The organism is Sphingosinicella sp. (genome assembly GCF_052388015.1).
Lineage (GTDB): Bacteria > Pseudomonadota > Alphaproteobacteria > Sphingomonadales > Sphingomonadaceae > Allosphingosinicella.
In genome coordinates this window covers 13,781-32,205 of the sequence record NZ_JBQTIN010000042.1, presented here as the reverse complement: position 1 = coordinate 32,205, position 18,425 = coordinate 13,781, and the positions used below count along the sequence as shown (strand labels likewise).

Below are 18,425 nucleotides of genomic sequence, written 5' to 3'. Positions count from 1 at the left end.
TAATTCGCCCCTGCGGACCGGGCCCCTCTGGCGGCGCCTTTGGGCGACGTGATGTCGGACCGCATCGGGAAGGCTCGATGCAGGTTCTTGGCCCTTAAGCGCCCGCATCTCCTCCCGATCGACATGGCTCAACGAGGAGAATTCAACATGGCGAATCCCGGACCGATGGTCTGCCCGGTCGACGGCGCGACGCTGACAATGTCCGAGCGGCAGGGGATCGAGATCGATTATTGCCCGACCTGCCGCGGCGTCTGGCTCGATCGCGGCGAGCTCGACAAGATCATCGAGCGCAGCCAGGCCGCCGAAGGGCTCGGCGCGGCGGGGGCGAGGGGCGTGCAGCCCGTCCACCAGGCGCCGCCACAACAATATTATGGCGACGACGCCCATTACCGGCACGGGGGGCATCACAGCCATCGCCGTAAGTCGTTCCTGTCCGAGCTGTTCGACTAGGGCGCCCTCGCGGGTCATCACTCGCCAGAATGCGGCGGGGGCGGAACGAACCGCCCCCGCCGCGCGGCGCCTGGGCGCTACCGGGTCCGCGAGAACAGGGCCGTCATTTCCGCCTGCGAGACCGCCTGGTTGCGATCGGCGTCGGCCCGGGCGAAGGCGGCGGTGAGCTGGGCCTCGCTCGGCGGCGATGCCTGGCCAGGCCTGCGGGCCATCAGCTCGCCGACCCAGGCGCTGAACTCGGCCTGGTTGAGTGACCCGTCGCCATTGCGGTCGCGCGCGGCGAACTCGGTCTGGACGAGCTGGGCGGTTTCGGCGGGTGAGGCGGCGCGCGGTTGCTCCGCCGCCGGCGCTTGCTCGCCGGCCGGCGGCGTAGAGGCGGGTTCCTGCATGTTCTGGGCGGCCGCCGGCACGGCGCTGAGCATAAGACCGGCAAAAAGAGCGACGAGGCGCATCGGGTTTCCTTTGCAAGCTGCGAGGATGTTTGTGGAATCGGCAATGACCCCCACGGCCACGCCGATCGGCCCCGAACCGGCCTCGCGCGCGCTTGTTCCCGGCGCAGCGTCGCTTCGTCGCGTCAGGCGCTCGCCAGAGCCATGAGCCGTGCGGCCGGAGCGGTCGCCGGCCGGCGGATGCTCAGGAATAGAGCGCGGCGAGCCGCTCCATCGACGCCTCATGGGTGAGATCGAGGTGGAGCGGCGTCACCGACACGAAGCCGTCGGCGATCGCCTCCAGATCGGTGGCGTGGCCCGGCGTATGGATCATCGGCCCCAGCCCGAACCAGTAATAATTGTAGCCGCGCGGATCGGCGCGCTTGACGATCCGGGTGCGGCCATAGTCGCGCAATCCCTGGCGGACGACGCGGACGCCCCGAACCTCCTCGGGCGGCAGAGCGGGGAAGTTGACATTGACCAACGTCCGGCTCGCCATCGGCGTGGCGATGAGCGGCTTCAGCACCCGCTCCGCCCAGGCTTCGGCCGCCGCGAAGGGCACGGCGTCGCCCATGCCCTCGCGCGAATAGCTCTGCGACAAGGCGATCGAGGGGATGCCGGCGAGGGCGCCTTCCATCGCCGCCGAGACGGTGCCCGAGTAAGTCACGTCCTCGCCCAGGTTTGCGCCGCGATTGACGCCGGAAAGGATGAGGTCGGGCGGGCTGTCCTTCATCAGATTGGCGAGGCCCATCATCACCGCGTCGGTCGGCGTGCCGGTGACGCAGAAGCGCCGCTCGCCGAGCTTCCGGAGGCGCACCGGCGTGGTCAGGGTCAGCGAATGGCCGGCACCCGATTGCTCCTCGGTCGGCGCGACGATCCAGAGGTCGTCGGAAAAGGCGCGGGCGATCGCCTGCAGCACCTTCAGCCCCGGCGCGTTCACGCCGTCGTCATTGGTGAGCAGGATCCGCATCACTAGCGGCTATGGCGGCTCGCCGCGCGGGCGGCAACCATCGCGCCGCCTGTTTCGTTGATGGGCGGAAACCGGCGATGGAGTGTGCGATGCAGCTGCCCAACAATAGCCTCGTTCTGGTGGCGGATGGGCGCAAGTCCCTGTTCTTCCGCAACGAAGGCGACGGCGCGTTCCCCAACCTTTCGATCGAGGACAAGGCGGAGTTCGCTAATCCCGCGCATCATGAGCAGGCAAGCGACACCGCCGGCCAGTCAATGAAGACGATGGACGGCCGCGGCGGATCGATGGAAGAGGTCGATTTCCACCGGCAGGAAGAGGACCGCTTCGCCGCCGAGCTTGCCGAGACACTGAAGTCACGCGCCCTCGCCAACGAGTTCGAGGCGCTGATCATCGTCGCGCCGCCGCGCACGCTCGGTGCGCTCAGAAAGCATTATCACAAGGAGGTTGAGCGGCGGATCCTCGGCGAGGTGCCGAAGGATCTGGTCAACCTGCCGGTGCCGGAAATCGAGAAGGCATTGCAGGGCGCCTGAGCGACGACCTGACCAAAAGAAAAAGGCCCCGCCCGGTTGGTCCGGACGGGGCCTCTTTCAGGCTCGGTGCTGCCAGCTCAGGCGGAGCGCCTGCCGAGCCGCTTCCTGGCGATCAGCGCCGCGGCGCCGGCGCCGAAGAGCAGGATCATCGGCGGCGCCGGGACCGGCGTGCCGCCGTTCGAGCCGCCATTGCTGCCGCCGCTCGACGAGGAGGTCGAGCTGCTCGAAGCCGAGGAGGCGGACGAGGACGACGCGCTGCTGGTCGAGCTCGACGTGCCGCCGCCGAAGCTCGACGAAGAAGAGGTGGTCGACACGCTGCCGCTCGAGGTCGAGCTGCCGCCCGTGGAGGTCGAGGTGGACGAGCCGCCCGTCGAGGTCGAACTGCCGCCGGTCGAGGTGGAGCTCGAGACGCCGCTCGACGTCGAGACGCTACCGGTCGAGGTCGACACGCCGCTCGACGTCGAGGTCGAGACGTTGATCGTCGTGCCGCTGCTGCCGCCCGACGAGCTGCTGCTGCCGCCGAAGAAGCCGCCCGAGAAGAAGCCTCCGCCGAAGCCGAAGCCGCTGCCCCCGGAACCGCCGACGACCACCAGGCCGCTGGAGCCCCCGCTCGACGCGACTTGGGGCGGCGGAGGCGCGAAAACCGGGGGAATGATCATCCGCGAAGTGGTGACCGCGCCGGCGCCGGCGCCCGCCGCGCAGACTGTGCGGCGCACGGTACGCCGGACGACCCGGCCGCGGGTGGTGCGGCGGTAGCTGGTCCGGCTGCCGGTCCAGCGGCTGGTGCTGCTGGCCTGGGTGGCGGTGCGGGCATGCGCCGACTGGACGAGGGACGGACGCGCCGGTGGATTTTCCGCCACATAGACGGCGCCGCCGCCGACCATCGCGCCTCCGCAGGTGCAAGCGCAAAGTTGCGCGAGAGCCATTCTTACCGACATGAGCAGCATCCTGTTCCTGGCCTGAGGGTCGATGACGAAGCGGTCGCCAAGTCGTTCGGCCGATCGGGCACTAAGCAGCGAATGCAAACGATCGGTTTAAGCGCAAGCGCGTTAACCATCTTCATGGCCTTTGGCGGCCCGATTTGGGCCTCGCACGGCGATTGCGTCCCATTACTGGACAGCGCCCGGGGCGGAGTGAACGAGCACTTGGCCGCGACTTGATGGTCAGGCGGGCGATGACGGGCGCAAACGAATCACCTCGCTCCCGATTCGCCGCCACCGATCTGTGCCGGGCGGCATCCGGACCGCGCCCGCCGATGTGATATTTTCGCTCTATGTTAGCGTGGCTTGCCGGGCTTTCGCGGCAACTGTATAGGCGCGCCCCGGGGCGGGAGACAGAAAATGCCGGTTACAGGCTCGCCCGCCCCGTGTTCGGACCCGGTCTCAAAAGGCCGGGAAATGGAGTGGAGGGGTAATGGCTACGCTTCACAGTGACGCTTTTGGTGCGCGTGCCGACGGCAGCTACCGGCCGTCCGCCAATGAAGAATTCATGAGCGCCGAGCAGATCGCCTATTTCCGGCAAAAGCTGCTTGGCTGGAAGGACGCCATCGTCCGGGAATCGCGGGAGACGATGACGGCGCTCGCCAGCGGCCCGATCCAGGAAGCGGATCTCACCGACCGCGCCTCGAGCGAGACCGACTGGGGTATTCACCTGCGCACCCGCGACCGGCAGCGCAAGCTGATCTGCAAGATCGATTCGGCGCTGAGAAGGCTCGAGTCCGGCGAATATGGTTTTTGCGAGGTAACCGGCGAGCCGATCGGCCTCGCCCGGCTGGAGGCACGGCCGATCGCGACGATGACGGTCGAGGCGCAGGAGCGGCACGAGCGCAACGAGCGCATCTCCCGCGACGATTGACCTCCGGCGGCGCCGCCTCGGCGCTTGTCGATGAATGAGGAACGCCGCTCCTCCGGGCGGGAGAAGCGGCGGCTGGCTTCGGCTAGTGGTGGGTCAGCCCCGCCATCTCTTCCTTGATCTTGAGCTTTTCCTTTTTGAGCCGGTGCAAGGTGGCCGTGTCTGGCAGCGGGCGCTGGTTTTCTTCTTCGATCTGGGCCTCGAGCCCCGCATGCTTGGCCTCGAGGGCCGACATGTGCGCCTCCTGCATGAACACGCCTCCTTCTTTGCTAACGACGGACTCCATCTAACCATCCGACGGGGGAATTGTCTCCCCTCGCAACCGCCGACTGTCCGATATCGACGGCGACTTGTCGAGAGCCTATCATGCCGGCTCGGCCGGCGAAGGGGAACGGATGGCTGACGATACAGGTGCCGGCGCCGGCTTGGGCGCGAACGAGGCGGCGATCCGGCTGGCGACGCTGAGAACGGAGCATCGCGATCTGGACGCGGCGATCGACGCTCTCCGTCAATCGGTCAATCTCGATCAGCTCCGGCTCGCGCGGCTCAAGAAGCGCAAGCTCAGGCTCAAGGACGAGATCGCGCTGCTGGAGAGCCGCCAGGTCCCTGACATCATCGCCTGACAGCGTTTTCTTTTGGGACTCGGTAAGTAACTTTTCGGCGTTCCCGCTGCGCCCCGCCTGTGCCAATCCATTGCCATGGCGACCATCCTCAGGGAACCCGACGTCGCGGCCAAGTGGGTCGATGCGCTCTATATCGAGGCGATGGTGCTCGCCGATGAGGCGCGCTCCTATTTCGACAATCAGGCGCGCGACGACCGGCTGGCGCTGGTGCCGGCCGACCGCGTCGCTTTGTCCTGCGAGTCGCTCCGCGTGACGACCCGGCTGATGCATGTCATCGCCTGGCTGCTCAACCAGCGCGCCGTGCGCGCCGGCGAGCTGACCCGCGCCGAGGCGGCGACGCCGGAGCGACGGCTCGGCGATGCCGCTCCCCCGGACGCCGATCTGCTGCCGCGCCTGCCGGAAGCGGCGGCCGAGATCATCCAGGCGAGCAGCGACCTCTACGATCGCGTCCGCCGCCTCGATCATGGCGCGATCGCCGACGAGGCCCCCGCCAGCCCGGCGCGCGGCCTGATCAGCCGGCTGGAGCGCTCGCTCTAAGGCGTGTATCGCGGCCCTCGTTCCAGGAGGGCCCAAATGGCTGACCAGATGACCGGCGGCTGCATGTGCGGGCGGATCCGCTATAGCGTCAACATCGACGGCAACGACGCCTATCTCTGCCATTGCCGGATGTGCCAGCGCGCCACCGGCAGCGTCTCGATCGCGTTCACGAATGTGAAGAAGTCGGACGTTGCGTGGGAGCATGAGCCCGACTGGTATGAATCCTCGCCGATTGCCGGCCGGCCTTATTGCCGGGAATGCGGTACCTCGCTGGGGTTCGCTCACCCCGATCATCACAAGATGGACCTCACTGTCGCTTCCTTCGACGATCCGTCGCGCTTCCGGCCGACCGGCCATTTCGGCGTCGAGAGCATGCACCGCGCCTGGCTCAACACCGAGGGCTTGCCGGAGCAGCGCGCCGACGAATATCAGGTGCTGATCGACCGCTGGGCCAGGTCCGGCACCGAAATGCCGGCCTAAGGATGCGCTTCCACCACCCGGCGGTCCCGATCGTTCTCACCATATTGCTGCTCGATTCGATCGGCTTCGGCATCGTCCTGCCGGTGCTGCCGGATCTGATCGTCCATCTCGGCCAGGTCTCGCTCGCCGAGGCGACGCGCATCGCGGGCTATATGCTCGTCGCTTATGCCCTGGCGCAATTCTTCGCCGGGCCGGTGCTCGGCAATCTCGGCGACCGCTTAGGGCGGCGGCCGATCCTGCTCTTCTCGGCGATCGCCTTCGCGCTCGATTATCTGCTGATGGCCGCGGCGCCGACCCTCGCCTGGCTGTTCGTCGGGCGGGCGATCGCCGGAATCGCCGGCGCGACCTACGGGCCGGCCAACGCGGTGCTCGCCGATATAACGGAACCGGAGAAGAGGGGCGCGACCTTCGGCCTGATGGGCGCGGCGTTCGGGCTCGGCTTCATCCTCGGCCCGGCGATCGGCGGGCTGCTGTCGGATTTCGGAACGCGGGCGCCGTTCATTGTCGCGGCGGTTCTCGCTGGGGCCAACGCGATCTGGATCGCGTTCAGCCTGCCGGAGACCTTGCCGGCCGAGCGTCGCCGCCCGTTCCACTGGCGCGACGCCCATGTCTTCGGCGCGTTTCGGCCGCTCTTCCATGCCGGCGGCGCGACGCCGCTGCTGGTCGCGGCCCTGCTCTGGCAGCTCGCCCACTTCGTCTATCCGGCGACCTGGGCCTTCTGGGCTGGGCTCGCGATGCACTGGGATGCGACGGCGATCGGCTGGTCGCTCGCCGCCGCCGGGCTCGCCATGGCGCTCGCCCAAAGCCTGGTCACCGGCCCGGCGATCGCCCGCTTCGGAGAGGCGCGGACGGTGGTGATCGGGATGCTGGTCGGGGGATCCAGCTTCCTGCTCTACGTGCTCGCGCGGGAAGGGTGGCAGGTCTATGCGATCATCTTCTTCAGCGCGTTGCAGGGGCTGGTCTGGCCGTCGCTCAACGCCCTGCTGTCGCGGATGACCGACGCGTCGCACCAGGGCGCTTTGCAGGGCGGGATGGCGAGCATCGCCAGCATCGCCGCGATCATCGGGCCGCTGGCGATGACCCAGGCCCTGGCGTTCGGCGCCGAGCGGGGTCAGCCGGGGGGCGCCTTCCTGCTCGCTTCCGTGCTTGTCCTATTGGCGTTGCTGATCGTTGTCTTCGGCGTGGTCCGAAGGCTGACGCCCGCGCCGGAGGCCGAATGACACCGGGTATGCACAGCTTCGCCGCGCCGGATGGCGTCACGCTCGCCTGGCATGAACTGGGCGAAGGGAGGCCGGTCGTGCTGCTGCACGGTCTCTTTTCGGATGCCGAGACAAACTGGCTGAAATTCGGCCATGCCGCGACGATCGCCGCCGCCGGCTTCCGGGTGATCATGCCCGATCTGCGCGCGCACGGCATCAGCGCGAAGCCGCACGATCCGTCGGCTTATCCGGCGGACGTGCTCGCCGACGATGGGCTGGCGCTGCTCGCCCATCTGCGCCTCCGCGACTATGACCTTGGCGGCTACTCGCTCGGCGCCCGGACCTCCGTCCGGATGGTGGTGAAGGGCGCGCGGCCTCGGCGGCTGATCATCTCCGGCATGGGACTGACCGGGCTCACCGACACAATTGCCCGTGGCGACCATTTCAAGCGCATCCTGACCGACCTCGGAACGCATGAACGCGGCTCGCCGGAATGGCTGGCGGAGGCGTTCCTGAAGACGACCGGCGGCGATCCCGAGGCGCTGCTGCCGCTGCTCGACAGCTTCGTCGATACCACCGAAGCCGAGCTTCGCGCGATCCCGATGCCGACTTTGGTCCTCCAGGGCGCCGACGATCACGACAATGGCGAGGCCGAGCAGGTGGCCGCGCTCATTCCCGATGCGACCTTCGTCGAGGTGCCGGGCAATCATATGAGCGCGGTGACCAAGCCCGATCTGGGCCGCGCGATGGCGGCGTTCCTCGCCCGTTGACGGCGGTCCGGGCCGGGTTCAAACAGCCGCGCCAGGGGCTCGGAATAACAGACCAGACGAGGATGTTCCGATGAAAAGCACGGTTTCCGCCATCGCTCTCGCCGCCGCGGCCTGCCTCGCCAGTGTCGGCGCCGCATCAGTCGCCGGTCAGACGCCCGCCGCGCAGCCCGGCGCCGCCGCCCAGCGCGCCGCGCCGACGAAGGCGGAAGCCGAGGCTTTCGTCGCTCGGGCGGAGCGCGAGCTCAGCGAATTCTCGGTCATCAGCGGCCGCGCCCAATGGGTGAACGCGACCTACATCACCGAAGATACCGACGCGCTCGCCGCTTATTTCGGCACGATCGGCACCCAGATGGGCGTCCGCTTCGCGGGCGAGGCGGCGCATTTCCTTCGCGCCCCCGGGCTCGATGAGCCGACGCGCCGCAAGCTCAACAATCTGCGCCTCGGCCTCACTTTGCCGGCGCCGACCACGGAAGGCGCGGCGGCCGAGCTCAACCGGATCTCGACCGACCTCTCGTCGCAATATGGCCGCGGCCGCGGGCGGATGGGCAACGAGACGCTGACTGGCAACGAGATCGAGGCGCGGATGGGCACCGTGCGCAACCCTGATCAGCTCAGGGAAATGTGGACGAGCTGGAACGACAATGTCGGCTCGCCGATGCGGGCCCAGTACCAGCGCATGACCGAGATCGCGAATGCGGGTTCGCGCGAGCTGGGCTTCGCCGACACCGGCGCGATGTGGCGCTCCAATTACGACATGACGCCGGAGCAGTTCGAGCAGCTGACCGAGCGGCTGTGGCAGGAGGTGCGGCCGCTCTACGAGCAGATCCACTGCTTCGCCCGCGCCGGCCTCAACCGCCAATATGGCGATTCCGTCCAGCCCGCGACCGGCCCGATCCGCGCCGATCTGCTCGGCAATCTCTGGGCCCAGGAATGGGGCAATATCTACGACATAGTCGCGCCGCGCGCCGAGGGCCAGCAGGCGGCCGCGCCGTACGATCTCACGGAGCTGTTGACCCGCGCCAACTACACGCCGGAGCGGATCGTGCGGGCGGGCGAGGGATTCTTCAGCTCATTGGGCTTCGCGCCGCTGCCCGAAACCTTCTGGCGCCGCTCGATGATCACCCAGCCGCGCGACCGCGAGGTGATCTGCCACGCTTCGGCCTGGGACGTCGACAATCAGGACGATCTTCGGATCAAGATGTGCACCCGGGTCAACGGCGACGATTTCGTCACCGTCCATCACGAGCTCGGCCATAACTACTACCAGCGCGCCTATAACCGGCAGCCCTTCCTGTTCATGAACAGCGCCAATGACGGCTTCCACGAGGCGATCGGCGACACGATCGCGCTGTCGGTGACGCCGGAATATCTGGTCCAGGTCGGCCTCCTCCAGCAGAACCAGCTGCCGACGCCCGATCAGGACCGCCAGCTGCTGCTCCGCCAGGCGCTCGACAAGATCGCTTTCCTGCCCTTCGGCCTGCTGATGGACCGCTATCGCTGGGGCATCTTCTCCGGCCAGATCACGCCGGACCGCTACCAGGCGGCGTGGGACGAGATGCGGCTGCGCTATCAGGGCATCGTCCCACCGAGCCCGCGCAGCGAGCGCAATTTCGACGCCGGCGCGAAGTATCACACCGCGGCGAGCGTCTCCTACACCCGCTATTTCCTCGCCCGCATCCTGCAGTTCCAGTTCTACGAGGCGGCCTGCCGGATGGCCGGCTGGCGCGGGCCGCTGCACCGCTGCTCTTTCTACGGCAATCGCGAGGTCGGCCGGCGGCTGAACGAGATGCTGGCGATGGGCTCGTCGCGGCCCTGGCCGGAGGCGCTGCAGGCCTTCACCGGCACCCGCGAGATGTCGGCCCGGCCGATGGTCGCTTATTTCCAGCCGCTGCTCGGCTGGCTGCGCGAACAGAATCGCGGCCGGCAATGCGGCTGGCAGGGCTCGGGCAGTCCGGCGGCCGGCACGGGTCGTCGCACGTCCCGTTGATCCCGTCGAAAAGACCGCGCGAACGGCGGCGATCCGCCGTTCGGAGAATTTGATGCGCGCGCTGATCGCTATTCCCCTGCTGTTGCTCGCCGCCCCTGCCGCGGCGCAGGTGCCGTTCAACCCGGCGGCGCCCGAGAACCGGCAGGTCATGCCCGCCTTCAATTACGACACGGTCGAGACCGTGCTGCGCCAGATCAACGCCCGGTTCGAGCGGCGCGGGACGGCGGTCCGGCCGGCGCTGCAGGTGCAGTTCGCCAACGGTCGTCGCGCGGCGATCCTGTTCGGGAGCTGCGAGCGGCAGGGCGCGGCTTGCAAGGCGATCAGCATCCAGTCGGTCTGGCCGCGCCCGCCGGCGGTGCCGCCCGAGCGGCTGGCCGCGAACATCCATCGCTTCAACCAGCGCTTCGCCTTTTCGTCCGCGCACGTCACCGCCGACGGCCGCGCCGCGATCCAGCGCTACCTCACCGCCGATTTCGGCTTTCTGCGCGGCGATCTCGCGGTGAACCTTTTGGTCTTCGCCAACATGGCCCAGCGTTTCCAGACCGAGGTGCTGCGCTAGTCGTCATTGCGAGCGCAGAGAAGCAATCCAGACTGGATTGCCGCGCCGCTTCGCGGCTCGCAATGACGGAGAACAGGACGCCTAAAGCTGCGCGAGCATGAACTCGGCACCGGAGACGCTGTAGGCGCCCGGCGCCTCGACGTTCAGCTCCTTGACCACGCCGTCGTCGACGATCGCCGACCAGCGCTGGCCGCGCTTGCCCATCCCGAATTTGGAGAAATCGGCGTCGAGGCCGAGCGCGGCGGCGAAATCGCCATTGCCGTCGGCGAACATTGTTACCTTACCCTCCGCGCCCGATGATTCGGCCCAGGCCTGCATCACGAAAGCGTCGTTGACCGACACGCAGGCGATCTCGTCCACGCCCTTCGCCGCCAGCTCGTCGGCTTTCTCGACATAGCTCGGCAGGTGGCGCGCGGAGCAGGTCGGCGTGAACGCGCCTGGGACGGAGAAGAGCGCGATCTTGCGGCCGGCGAAATAGGAGTCGCTCTCGACCGGTTGCGGCCCTTCGGCCGTCGCCTTGACCAGGGTCGTGCTGGGGATGCGGTCGCCAACCTGAATCGTCATGTCTGAACTCCTCGCGGGGGTGCGGGCGGGGCCTTAGCAATTGTCCGCGCGCGCGCCAAACGCCTATAACGATCCTGTGGATGCCCCTCGTTTCCTGTCCGGCCAGCTGCTGCTCGCCATGCCCGGCATCGGCGATCCGCGCTTCGAGAAAGCGGTGATCGCGATGTGCGTGCATGACGAGGACGGGGCGCTGGGCATCGGGCTGGGGCGCGTCGTGCCGCGGCTCGGCTTCCACGATCTTCTGAAGCAGCTCGACATCGCGCCCGGCGTGGCGCCCAATGCGTCGATCCATCATGGCGGCCCGGTCGAGCCGCAGCGCGGCTTCATCCTCCACACGCCGGATTGGGGCGGGCAGGACAGCATCGCGGTGAGCGACCGCTGGGTGCTGTCCGCCACGCTCGACATCCTCAAGGCGATCGCGGAAGGGAAAGGGCCGTCGCGCTGGATCGCTGCCCTCGGCTATGCCGGCTGGGGCCCGGACCAGCTCGAGAGCGAGATGGGCCGGCACGGCTGGTTCGTGACGCCGGGCGACCAGCATCTCCTGTTCGACTGCGACGTCGAATCGCGCTGGGCGACCGCCTTTCGCCAGGCCGGCATCGACCCGCGCCTGCTCGCGGCGGAATCCGGCACTGCGTAACTAAGCCGTTGATCCGTCGCATTTAACCTTGATCCTTCACGCCTCGCTTACCCCTCGGGCGCAGCCTCCCGACTCGGCCGGTCGCACTTCCGCGCCCGCCCGAGTGGACCGTGGGGGAATTGGACATGTGGGGACTGAGGAAGACCGGGCTCGCCGTGACGGCGGCCCTCATCATCGCGTCGCCGGCGCAGGCGACGATGAGCTGCTGGAACGACACCCAGACCGCGGCGGCGCAGGTGCGCAACCTGCAGTCGCGGCTGATGGTCGCATCGCGGCGCTGCGTCGCGATGGGCTATGACGTGACGCCGGCCTATAACCGCTTCGTGCGGGCGAGCCGGGAGACGATTCAGGGCGCGAACGGGGTGATCCTGGCGCAGTTCCGCGCCGGCCATGGCGGCGAGGCGCAGTTCCATTACGATCGCTTCGCGACGATGCTCGCCAACGCTTATGGCGCGGACGACACGAACGAGGAGCTGTGCGCCGAGACGGCGATGCTCGCCGACGAGGCGGCGCAGGCGGCCGGCGACGCACGGCGGCTGGTCGAGATCGCCGATCGGCTGGGCGCCGCGCCCGAGCTGCCCGGCGGCCGCTGAGGCCTCAGCTTCGCGTCGGCGGCGGCGCCATCTCCAAATTGATGAGCCTAACCGACATATAAAGATACCTTTATATTTGCATTCCGGGACGGTCGCGGCTAGTGGCCGAGCGCGCGACCGCCTTCGCTTCGGCGGTCCTTTTCATTTCTAAGGAGACCAGCCGTGGCGACGACTCTGGACGCCAAGCCAACCCGCGACAGCGGCAGTGCCCGATTCGACGATTATGTCGTCGCCGACATCAATCTCGCCGATTTCGGCCGCAAGGAGATCGAGATCGCCGAGACGGAGATGCCGGGCTTGATGGCGTTGCGCGCCGAATATGGCGCATCGAAGCCGCTGACCGGCGCGCGGATCACCGGCTCGCTCCACATGACGATCCAGACCGCGGTGCTGATCGAAACGCTGGCCGAACTGGGCGCCGAGATTCGCTGGGCCTCGTGCAACATCTTCTCGACCCAGGACCATGCGGCCGCCGCCATCGCCGCATCGGGCGTGCCCGTCTTCGCGATCAAGGGCGAGACGCTGGAGGAATATTGGAACTACGTCACCCGCATCTTCGACTGGGGGCAGGACACGACCTGCAACATGATCCTCGACGACGGCGGCGACGCCACCATGTTCGCGCTCTGGGGCGCGCGCGTCGAGGCGGGCGAGGCTTTGTTCGCGCCGACCAATGAGGAAGATGAAGTCTTCGTCGCGACGCTGAACCGTTTCCTCGCCGAGCGGCCGGGTTATCTCACGAAGACGGTCGAGGCGATCAAGGGCGTGTCCGAGGAAACGACCACCGGCGTCCACCGGCTCTATGACCTCGCCAAGAAGGGCAAGCTTCCCTTCCCGGCGATCAACGTCAACGACAGCGTCACCAAGTCGAAGTTCGACAATCTCTATGGCTGCAAGGAATCGCTGGTCGACGCGATCCGCCGCGGCACCGACGTGATGCTCGCCGGCAAGATCGCCTGCGTCGCCGGCTTCGGCGATGTCGGCAAGGGCTCGGCGGCGTCGCTTCGCAACGGCGGCGCCCGCGTCCTCGTCACCGAGATCGACCCGATCTGCGCGCTGCAGGCGGCGATGGAGGGCTATGAGGTGGTGACGATGGAGGAGGCCGTGAAGCGCGCCGACATCTTCGTGACGGCGACCGGCAACATGGACGTGATCACTCTGGATCACATGCGCGACATGAAGAACATGGCGATCGTGTGCAACATCGGCCATTTTGACAGCGAGATCCAGATCGCGGCGCTGGGCAATATGAAGTGGACCGAGATCAAGCCGCAGGTCGACGAGGTCCAGTTCCCCGACGGCAAGAAGATCATCGTCCTGTCGAAGGGCCGGCTGGTGAATCTCGGCAACGCGACCGGCCATCCGAGCTTCGTGATGAGCACCAGCTTCACCAACCAGGTGCTGGCGCAGATCGAGCTGTGGACCGGCGGCGACAAATATCAGAACGACGTCTACGTCCTGCCCAAGCATCTCGACGAGAAGGTCGCGGCGCTCCATCTCGACAAGCTCGGCGTGAAGCTGACCAAGCTCGACCAGCGCCAGGCCGATTATATCGGCGTGCCGGTCGCCGGACCGTTCAAGCCGGAGCATTATCGCTACTGATCCTCGCGTCGCGCTTCCGCTCGGCCCGCGTGCCGGTTAGAGACGCGGGAGGATGCTGCTCGGCCAAACCGCGATGATCGTGCTGGCGCTAGTCGCCGGCTTCTGGGTCGCGCTCGCGCTCTGGGCGACTTTGCGCGCTATGCGGCGCGCGCGGGAAGCCGCCGCCCTGTCGGACGGTGGCGCCCGGCATGAGGCGCTGCTGGCGGCCAGTCCGGCGGCGGCGCTGCTGATCGGCGCCTATGGGCTCCTCGAGGGCGACGAGCGGATCGCGCCGATGCTCGGGCTCGGCCGGCTGCCAGAGCGATGGACCGATTTGCGTGATGCGATCGCCGAAACCGCACCTGATCTCGACGCGCTGGTCGCCGACGCGGCGACCGGCGGTGTCGCCTCGCTCTCATTTACGCCGACGGGATCGGCCCGGGTGCTCAAGGTCGAGGCCGGGCCGGCGCCCGCCGGCTTCGGCGAAGGCGCGGTCCTGCTCTGGCTGCTCGACGCGACCGAGGCGGAACGACGGATCGAGGCGCTGGCGGAAAAGGTCGAGCGGCGCGGCGCCGCGCTTGACGCGCTGACCGCGCTCATCGAAGCGGCGCCGTTCCCGATCTGGCATCGCGGCCCGGACCTGTCGCTCACTTTGGTCAACAGCGCTTATGTGAAAGCCGTCGAGACAGAGGGCGCGGCGGACGTCGTGCGCGGCCAGATCGAGCTGATCGACGAGGCGGACGGGCACAGCCCGCTCGCCGACGCGGCGGCGGTGCGCGATGGCGGCGCGACCGTGCAGCGCATCCAGCCGGCGACGATCGGCGGCGAGCGCCGGGCGATGCGGGTGGTCGAGACGCCGCTCGCCGCCGGCGGGATCGCGGGCTATGCGATCGATGTCGAGGAAGAGGAGGAAGCGCGCGCCGCATTGGCCCGCTTCGCCGATGCGCAGCGCGACATGCTCGACCGGCTTTCGGCCGGCGTCGCCCAGTTCGGCCGCGACCGCGGCCTCGCCTTCTTCAATCAGCCCTTCGCGCGCCTGTTCGACCTGTCGGCCGATTTCCTCGCCGACCGGCCCGAATTCGAGCGGTTGATCGACGCGATGCGCGACAAGGGCGCGCTGCCCGAGGTCCGCGATTTCCCGGAATGGAAAGAGGAGCGGCGGCGCTGGTTCACCAGCGGCCTCGCCGCGGACGAGGAGGATTGGCTGCTGCCCGGCGGCCGCCACCTCCGCGTCGTCGCCCAGCCGCTCCCCGACGGCGGCTTGCTGCTGATCTTCGAGGACCGGACCGAGCAGATCCAGCTCGCCTCGGCGCGCGACACATTGCTGCGGGTCCGCAGCGCCACGTTCGACAATCTGTTCGAGGCGGTCGGCGTCTTCGCCTCGGACGGCCGGCTCAACCTGTGGAACACCCGTTTCAAGGAATTGTGGGGTTTCGAGGAGGAGCAGCTCGCCGCCCATCCGCGGGTCGATGCGTTGACCCCGCATCTCGCCGCGCGGCTCAAGAAAGCGAGCCATGCCGGGCTGGTGCGCGAGCTGGTGCGGAGCGCCACCCAGGAGCGCAAGCAGCGCTCAGGCAGGGTCGCGATGGCGGACGATCGCGAGTTCGAGTTCGCGGCCGTGCCGCTCCCCGATGGCGCCGCCTTGTTCACGATGCTCGACATTACCGACAGCCGAAAGGTCGAGACTGCACTCCGCGAGCGGACCGATGCGCTGGAGGAAGCGGACCGGCTGAAGACCGCCTTTGTCTCCAACATGAGCTATGAGCTTCGCACGCCGCTCACCTCGATCGCCGGTTTCGCGGAGATGCTCTCGGGCGGCTATGCCGGCGAGCTCACGCCCACCGCGGCCGAATATGTCGTCGCGATTCTCGACAGCGTCGGCCGGCTCGGCGCGCTGATCGACAACGTGCTCGACCTGACCCAGAGCGACTCGGGTAGCCTGCTGCTCGCCGAGGACGAGGTCGACCTCGCCGCTCTGTGCGCGGAAGCTGCGGAGGGTATGCGCGAGCGCGCGGCGCGCAAGGCGCTGGACCTCGCGATCGAGATCGACCCGAGCGTCGGCATCATCACCGGCGACCCACGCCGGCTCGGCCAGGCGCTGGCGCATGTCATCGCCAACGGCGTGTCCTATACGGACGATGGCGGCCGGGTGCTGGTCCATGCCGAGGGCGACGCACGCGAGGCGCGGATCATTGTCTCCGACAATGGCCGCGGCATAGGGGCGACGGACCGGCTCGCCGTCTTTGACCGCTTCCATCGCACCGTCGACGGTCGCGGCGACGAGGCGGCGGCGGTCGGGCTCGGCCTGCCGCTCGCGAGGCAGTTCGTCGAGGCGCATGGCGGCACGATCGCGCTGGAATCGGAGCCGGGGCAGGGGACAACCGTGACCATCCGCCTTCCTCGAACCGCCGGCCAGCAGGCGGAGCATCAGGCGCGGGAGGCGCGGCGGGCGTGACCGTCCTGCTTGTCGATGCGGCGGCGACCGAGGAATTCGGCCGCCGCCTCGCCGCGACGCTTCGCGTCGGCGACCTCGTCGCCCTGTCTGGCGCGCTCGGCGCTGGCAAGACGACGCTGGCGCGGGGCGTTCTGAAGGGGCTCGGCCATCAGGGCGAGGTCGCGAGCCCGAGCTTCCCGATCGTCATCACCTATGCGCCGCCCGACGTGCGGCTTCCGCTCTGGCACGTCGACCTATACCGGATCGAGGACCCGGCAGAACTTGAGGAGCTGGGGCTTGGCGAGGCGCTGGCCGACTCCGCCATGCTGATCGAATGGCCGGAGCGGCTGCCGGCTTTGTGGCCGGAAACGCTCCTCCTGACCCTCGCCGACGCGCCCGGAGGCGGCCGCGCCTTGACAGCGCACGTGCCGCCCGCTTGGGGCGGGCGATGGCCGCTTCGATGATTCCTCCGGCGGGCGCCGCCGCCTTTCTCGCCGCGCATGGCTGGGGCGGCGCAGAGATTCGGCCGCTCGCCGGCGACGCCAGCTTTCGCCGCTATTTCAGGGTGATCCATGGCGCGCGCCGGGCGGTGCTGATGGACGCGCCGCCGCCGCATGAGGACCCGCGCCCCTTCATCGCCGTCGCCGAATGGCTGGCCGAGGCCGGCCTGTCCGCGCCGGCGATCCTCGCCTGCGACCTGAACCAGGGGCTGCTGCTGATCGACGATTTCGGCGACGCGCGCTTCCGCGAGACGGCGGATGCCGCGCCGGATCGCGAGCGGCTGCTTTATGAAGGCGCCATCGACCTCCTCGTCCATCTGCACGACAAGCCGCCAATGGCGGGCCTGCGCGAGCATGGGCTCGACCTGTGGCTGGACGAGGTGACCTTGTTCGCCGACTGGTATTGCCCGGCGCTCGGCCTTGACGTCGACCGCGAGGCGTTTCTCGAAGCCTGGCGGGACGCATTGGCGCCGGTGGCGGCGGACGGCCTCTCGCCGGTCACCGTGCTGCGTGACTATCATGCCGAGAATCTGATGCTGGTCGACGGGCGGGAGGGGATCGCGCATCTCGGCCTGCTCGATTTCCAGGACGCGGTCGCCGGCCATCCGGCCTATGACCTCGCCTCCGTGCTGGAGGATGCGCGGCGCGACGTTCCGCCGGAGATCGAGCGCGACATGCTCGCCCGCTACATGGCCGCGACCGGCTGCGACCCGGCATATGAGGTCGCTTACTGGGCGCTCGCGGCGCAGCGCAACACGCGCATCCTCGGCGTCTTCACCCGGCTTTGGAAGCGCGACGGCAAGCTGCATTACACCGGCTATCAGCCGCGCATGTGGGGCCTTTTGGAGCGCGACCTGGAGCATGCATCGCTCGCGGGCGTGAAAGCTTGGTTCGACGCGCATGTGCCGACGGAAAAGCGCGCCGCGGCCTGGCGCGAGACGCTGCCCGCATGAGCCGGCAGAGAAAGGCGCTCGCGCTGCGCCCCGATCCCGGCCAGGCGGTGCCCACCACCGCGATGGTGATGGCCGCGGGTCTCGGCAAAAGGATGCGCCCGCTCACCGCGACCCGGCCCAAGCCGCTGATCGAGGTCGCGGGCAAGCCGCTGATCGATCATGTGCTCGATCATCTCAAGGCGGCGGGCGTCGCGAAGGCGGTGATCAACGTCCACTACCTCGCCGATGCGATCGAGGGGCACCTCCAGAACCGGGTGAAGGGGATCGACTTCGCGATCTCGGACGAGCGGGCGCAACTGCTCGAAACCGGCGGAGGCCTCGTCAAGGCGCTGCCTTTGATCGACGCCGATCCGTTCATCGCCCTCAACGCGGACAATTTCTGGGTCGATGGCCCCGTCGACGCCTTGAAGCTGCTCGCGTCCGGCTGGGACGAGGAACGGATGGACGGCCTCCTGCTCCTCGTTCCGCTGGCCCAGGCGAATTGCCATCAGGGCCGCGGCGACTTCCATATGAGCGCCAACGGAGCGCTCGCCCGCCGCCGGCCGCGCGGCGTCGCCCCTTTCGTCTACACCGGCATCCAGATGCTCTCGAAGCGCTTCTTCGCGGGCGATCTGCCGGACGGGCCCTTCTCCACGAACCTGCTCTGGGACCGCGCCATCGAAAAGGGGCGCTTGTTCGGCGCGGTGCATCAGGGCCTGTGGTTCGATGTCGGCCGCCCCGAAAACATCAAGGCCGCCGAGGAAATGTTGCGCGCCGGCTAGCCGCCACTAGGCTGTCGC

General features: G+C 68.3%; 22 protein-coding genes. 18 read left to right on the top strand and 4 right to left on the bottom strand.

Annotated elements, in window-relative coordinates; all coding sequences use genetic code 11:
• Nucleotides 1–147 precede the first annotated feature (147 nt).
• A complete protein-coding gene (locus ACT4N3_RS03730) occupies nucleotides 148–450 on the top strand; it encodes a TFIIB-type zinc ribbon-containing protein (RefSeq protein ID WP_444853866.1) in 303 nt (100 codons plus the stop codon).
• Between the two features lie 77 nt (nucleotides 451–527).
• On the opposite strand, the gene ACT4N3_RS03725 is transcribed toward ACT4N3_RS03730, so the two are convergent.
• Nucleotides 528–902, bottom strand: a complete 375-nt coding sequence (locus tag ACT4N3_RS03725) for a hypothetical protein (protein WP_444853865.1) — start codon at nucleotides 900–902, stop codon at nucleotides 528–530.
• A 181-nt stretch (nucleotides 903–1,083) separates the two neighbouring features.
• Complete coding sequence (gene surE / locus ACT4N3_RS03720; protein WP_444853864.1) at nucleotides 1,084–1,848, bottom strand: 5'/3'-nucleotidase SurE; 765 nt, start codon at nucleotides 1,846–1,848, stop codon at nucleotides 1,084–1,086.
• Between the two features lie 89 nt (nucleotides 1,849–1,937).
• Between surE and ACT4N3_RS03715 the strand changes: the two genes are divergently transcribed.
• From ACT4N3_RS03715 to dksA, 3 genes are all read left to right on the top strand, one after another.
• Complete coding sequence (locus ACT4N3_RS03715) at nucleotides 1,938–2,378, top strand: host attachment family protein (protein WP_444853863.1); 441 nt, start codon at nucleotides 1,938–1,940, stop codon at nucleotides 2,376–2,378.
• 66 nt (nucleotides 2,379–2,444) lie between these two features.
• Nucleotides 2,445–3,134, top strand: coding sequence for a hypothetical protein (locus ACT4N3_RS03710; protein ID WP_444853862.1), 690 nt, complete (start codon nucleotides 2,445–2,447; stop codon nucleotides 3,132–3,134).
• Between the two features lie 657 nt (nucleotides 3,135–3,791).
• Nucleotides 3,792–4,232, top strand: a complete 441-nt coding sequence (dksA, locus tag ACT4N3_RS03705) for an RNA polymerase-binding protein DksA (RefSeq protein ID WP_444853861.1) — start codon at nucleotides 3,792–3,794, stop codon at nucleotides 4,230–4,232.
• An 82-nt stretch (nucleotides 4,233–4,314) separates the two neighbouring features.
• On the opposite strand, the gene ACT4N3_RS03700 is transcribed toward dksA, so the two are convergent.
• Nucleotides 4,315–4,479, bottom strand: a complete 165-nt coding sequence (locus ACT4N3_RS03700) for a DUF465 domain-containing protein (protein ID WP_444853860.1) — start codon at nucleotides 4,477–4,479, stop codon at nucleotides 4,315–4,317.
• Between the two features lie 145 nt (nucleotides 4,480–4,624).
• Here ACT4N3_RS03700 and ACT4N3_RS03695 point away from each other — a divergent pair, with 145 nt between their 5' ends.
• From ACT4N3_RS03695 to ACT4N3_RS03665, 7 genes are all read left to right on the top strand, one after another.
• Nucleotides 4,625–4,852, top strand: coding sequence for a YdcH family protein (locus ACT4N3_RS03695; RefSeq protein ID WP_444853859.1), 228 nt, complete (start codon nucleotides 4,625–4,627; stop codon nucleotides 4,850–4,852).
• A 75-nt stretch (nucleotides 4,853–4,927) separates the two neighbouring features.
• Nucleotides 4,928–5,389: a DUF1465 family protein gene (locus ACT4N3_RS03690; protein WP_444853858.1), complete on the top strand. Its 462-nt coding sequence runs from the start codon at nucleotides 4,928–4,930 to the stop codon at nucleotides 5,387–5,389.
• A gap of 36 nt (nucleotides 5,390–5,425) precedes the next feature.
• Nucleotides 5,426–5,869: a GFA family protein gene (locus tag ACT4N3_RS03685; protein WP_444853857.1), complete on the top strand. Its 444-nt coding sequence runs from the start codon at nucleotides 5,426–5,428 to the stop codon at nucleotides 5,867–5,869.
• 2 nt (nucleotides 5,870–5,871) lie between these two features.
• A complete protein-coding gene (locus ACT4N3_RS03680; RefSeq protein WP_444853856.1) occupies nucleotides 5,872–7,089 on the top strand; it encodes an MFS transporter in 1,218 nt (405 codons plus the stop codon).
• The gene (locus tag ACT4N3_RS03675) at nucleotides 7,086–7,838 is read left to right on the top strand and encodes an alpha/beta fold hydrolase (protein WP_444853855.1); all 753 of its coding nucleotides are present in this window, start codon (nucleotides 7,086–7,088) and stop codon (nucleotides 7,836–7,838) included. Before ACT4N3_RS03680 ends, ACT4N3_RS03675 begins: the two co-directional genes overlap by 4 nt.
• 70 nt (nucleotides 7,839–7,908) lie before the next feature.
• Nucleotides 7,909–9,825 (top strand): M2 family metallopeptidase, encoded by a 1,917-nt coding sequence (locus ACT4N3_RS03670; protein ID WP_444853854.1) that lies wholly within the window; start codon nucleotides 7,909–7,911, stop codon nucleotides 9,823–9,825.
• 52 nt (nucleotides 9,826–9,877) lie between these two features.
• Complete coding sequence (locus ACT4N3_RS03665) at nucleotides 9,878–10,384, top strand: YbjN domain-containing protein (protein ID WP_444853853.1); 507 nt, start codon at nucleotides 9,878–9,880, stop codon at nucleotides 10,382–10,384.
• A gap of 81 nt (nucleotides 10,385–10,465) precedes the next feature.
• Here ACT4N3_RS03665 and ACT4N3_RS03660 read toward each other — a convergent pair whose 3' ends face one another.
• Nucleotides 10,466–10,948, bottom strand: coding sequence for a peroxiredoxin (locus ACT4N3_RS03660; RefSeq protein ID WP_444853852.1), 483 nt, complete (start codon nucleotides 10,946–10,948; stop codon nucleotides 10,466–10,468).
• Between the two features lie 76 nt (nucleotides 10,949–11,024).
• Here ACT4N3_RS03660 and ACT4N3_RS03655 point away from each other — a divergent pair, with 76 nt between their 5' ends.
• The 7 genes from ACT4N3_RS03655 to ACT4N3_RS03625 all read left to right on the top strand — a co-directional run bounded on the left by ACT4N3_RS03655 (nucleotide 11,025) and on the right by ACT4N3_RS03625 (nucleotide 18,407).
• Nucleotides 11,025–11,585, top strand: coding sequence for a YqgE/AlgH family protein (locus ACT4N3_RS03655; protein WP_444853851.1), 561 nt, complete (start codon nucleotides 11,025–11,027; stop codon nucleotides 11,583–11,585).
• Nucleotides 11,586–11,710: 125 nt separating this feature from the next.
• Nucleotides 11,711–12,178, top strand: a complete 468-nt coding sequence (locus ACT4N3_RS03650; RefSeq protein ID WP_444853850.1) for a hypothetical protein — start codon at nucleotides 11,711–11,713, stop codon at nucleotides 12,176–12,178.
• A gap of 162 nt (nucleotides 12,179–12,340) precedes the next feature.
• Nucleotides 12,341–13,780 (top strand): adenosylhomocysteinase, encoded by a 1,440-nt coding sequence (gene ahcY / locus ACT4N3_RS03645; protein WP_444853849.1) that lies wholly within the window; start codon nucleotides 12,341–12,343, stop codon nucleotides 13,778–13,780.
• Between the two features lie 52 nt (nucleotides 13,781–13,832).
• Nucleotides 13,833–16,214 carry a PAS-domain containing protein gene (locus ACT4N3_RS03640; protein ID WP_444853848.1) on the top strand — a complete coding sequence of 794 codons (2,382 nt, stop codon included), beginning with the start codon at nucleotides 13,833–13,835 and terminating at the stop codon, nucleotides 16,212–16,214.
• A complete protein-coding gene (tsaE, locus tag ACT4N3_RS03635; RefSeq protein ID WP_444853847.1) occupies nucleotides 16,211–16,657 on the top strand; it encodes a tRNA (adenosine(37)-N6)-threonylcarbamoyltransferase complex ATPase subunit type 1 TsaE in 447 nt (148 codons plus the stop codon). The genes ACT4N3_RS03640 and tsaE overlap by 4 nt, the downstream gene beginning before the upstream one ends.
• Complete coding sequence (locus ACT4N3_RS03630; RefSeq protein ID WP_444853846.1) at nucleotides 16,642–17,646, top strand: aminoglycoside phosphotransferase family protein; 1,005 nt, start codon at nucleotides 16,642–16,644, stop codon at nucleotides 17,644–17,646. The genes tsaE and ACT4N3_RS03630 overlap by 16 nt, the downstream gene beginning before the upstream one ends.
• A complete protein-coding gene (locus ACT4N3_RS03625; protein ID WP_444853845.1) occupies nucleotides 17,643–18,407 on the top strand; it encodes a nucleotidyltransferase family protein in 765 nt (254 codons plus the stop codon). Before ACT4N3_RS03630 ends, ACT4N3_RS03625 begins: the two co-directional genes overlap by 4 nt.
• Nucleotides 18,408–18,425 lie beyond the last annotated feature (18 nt).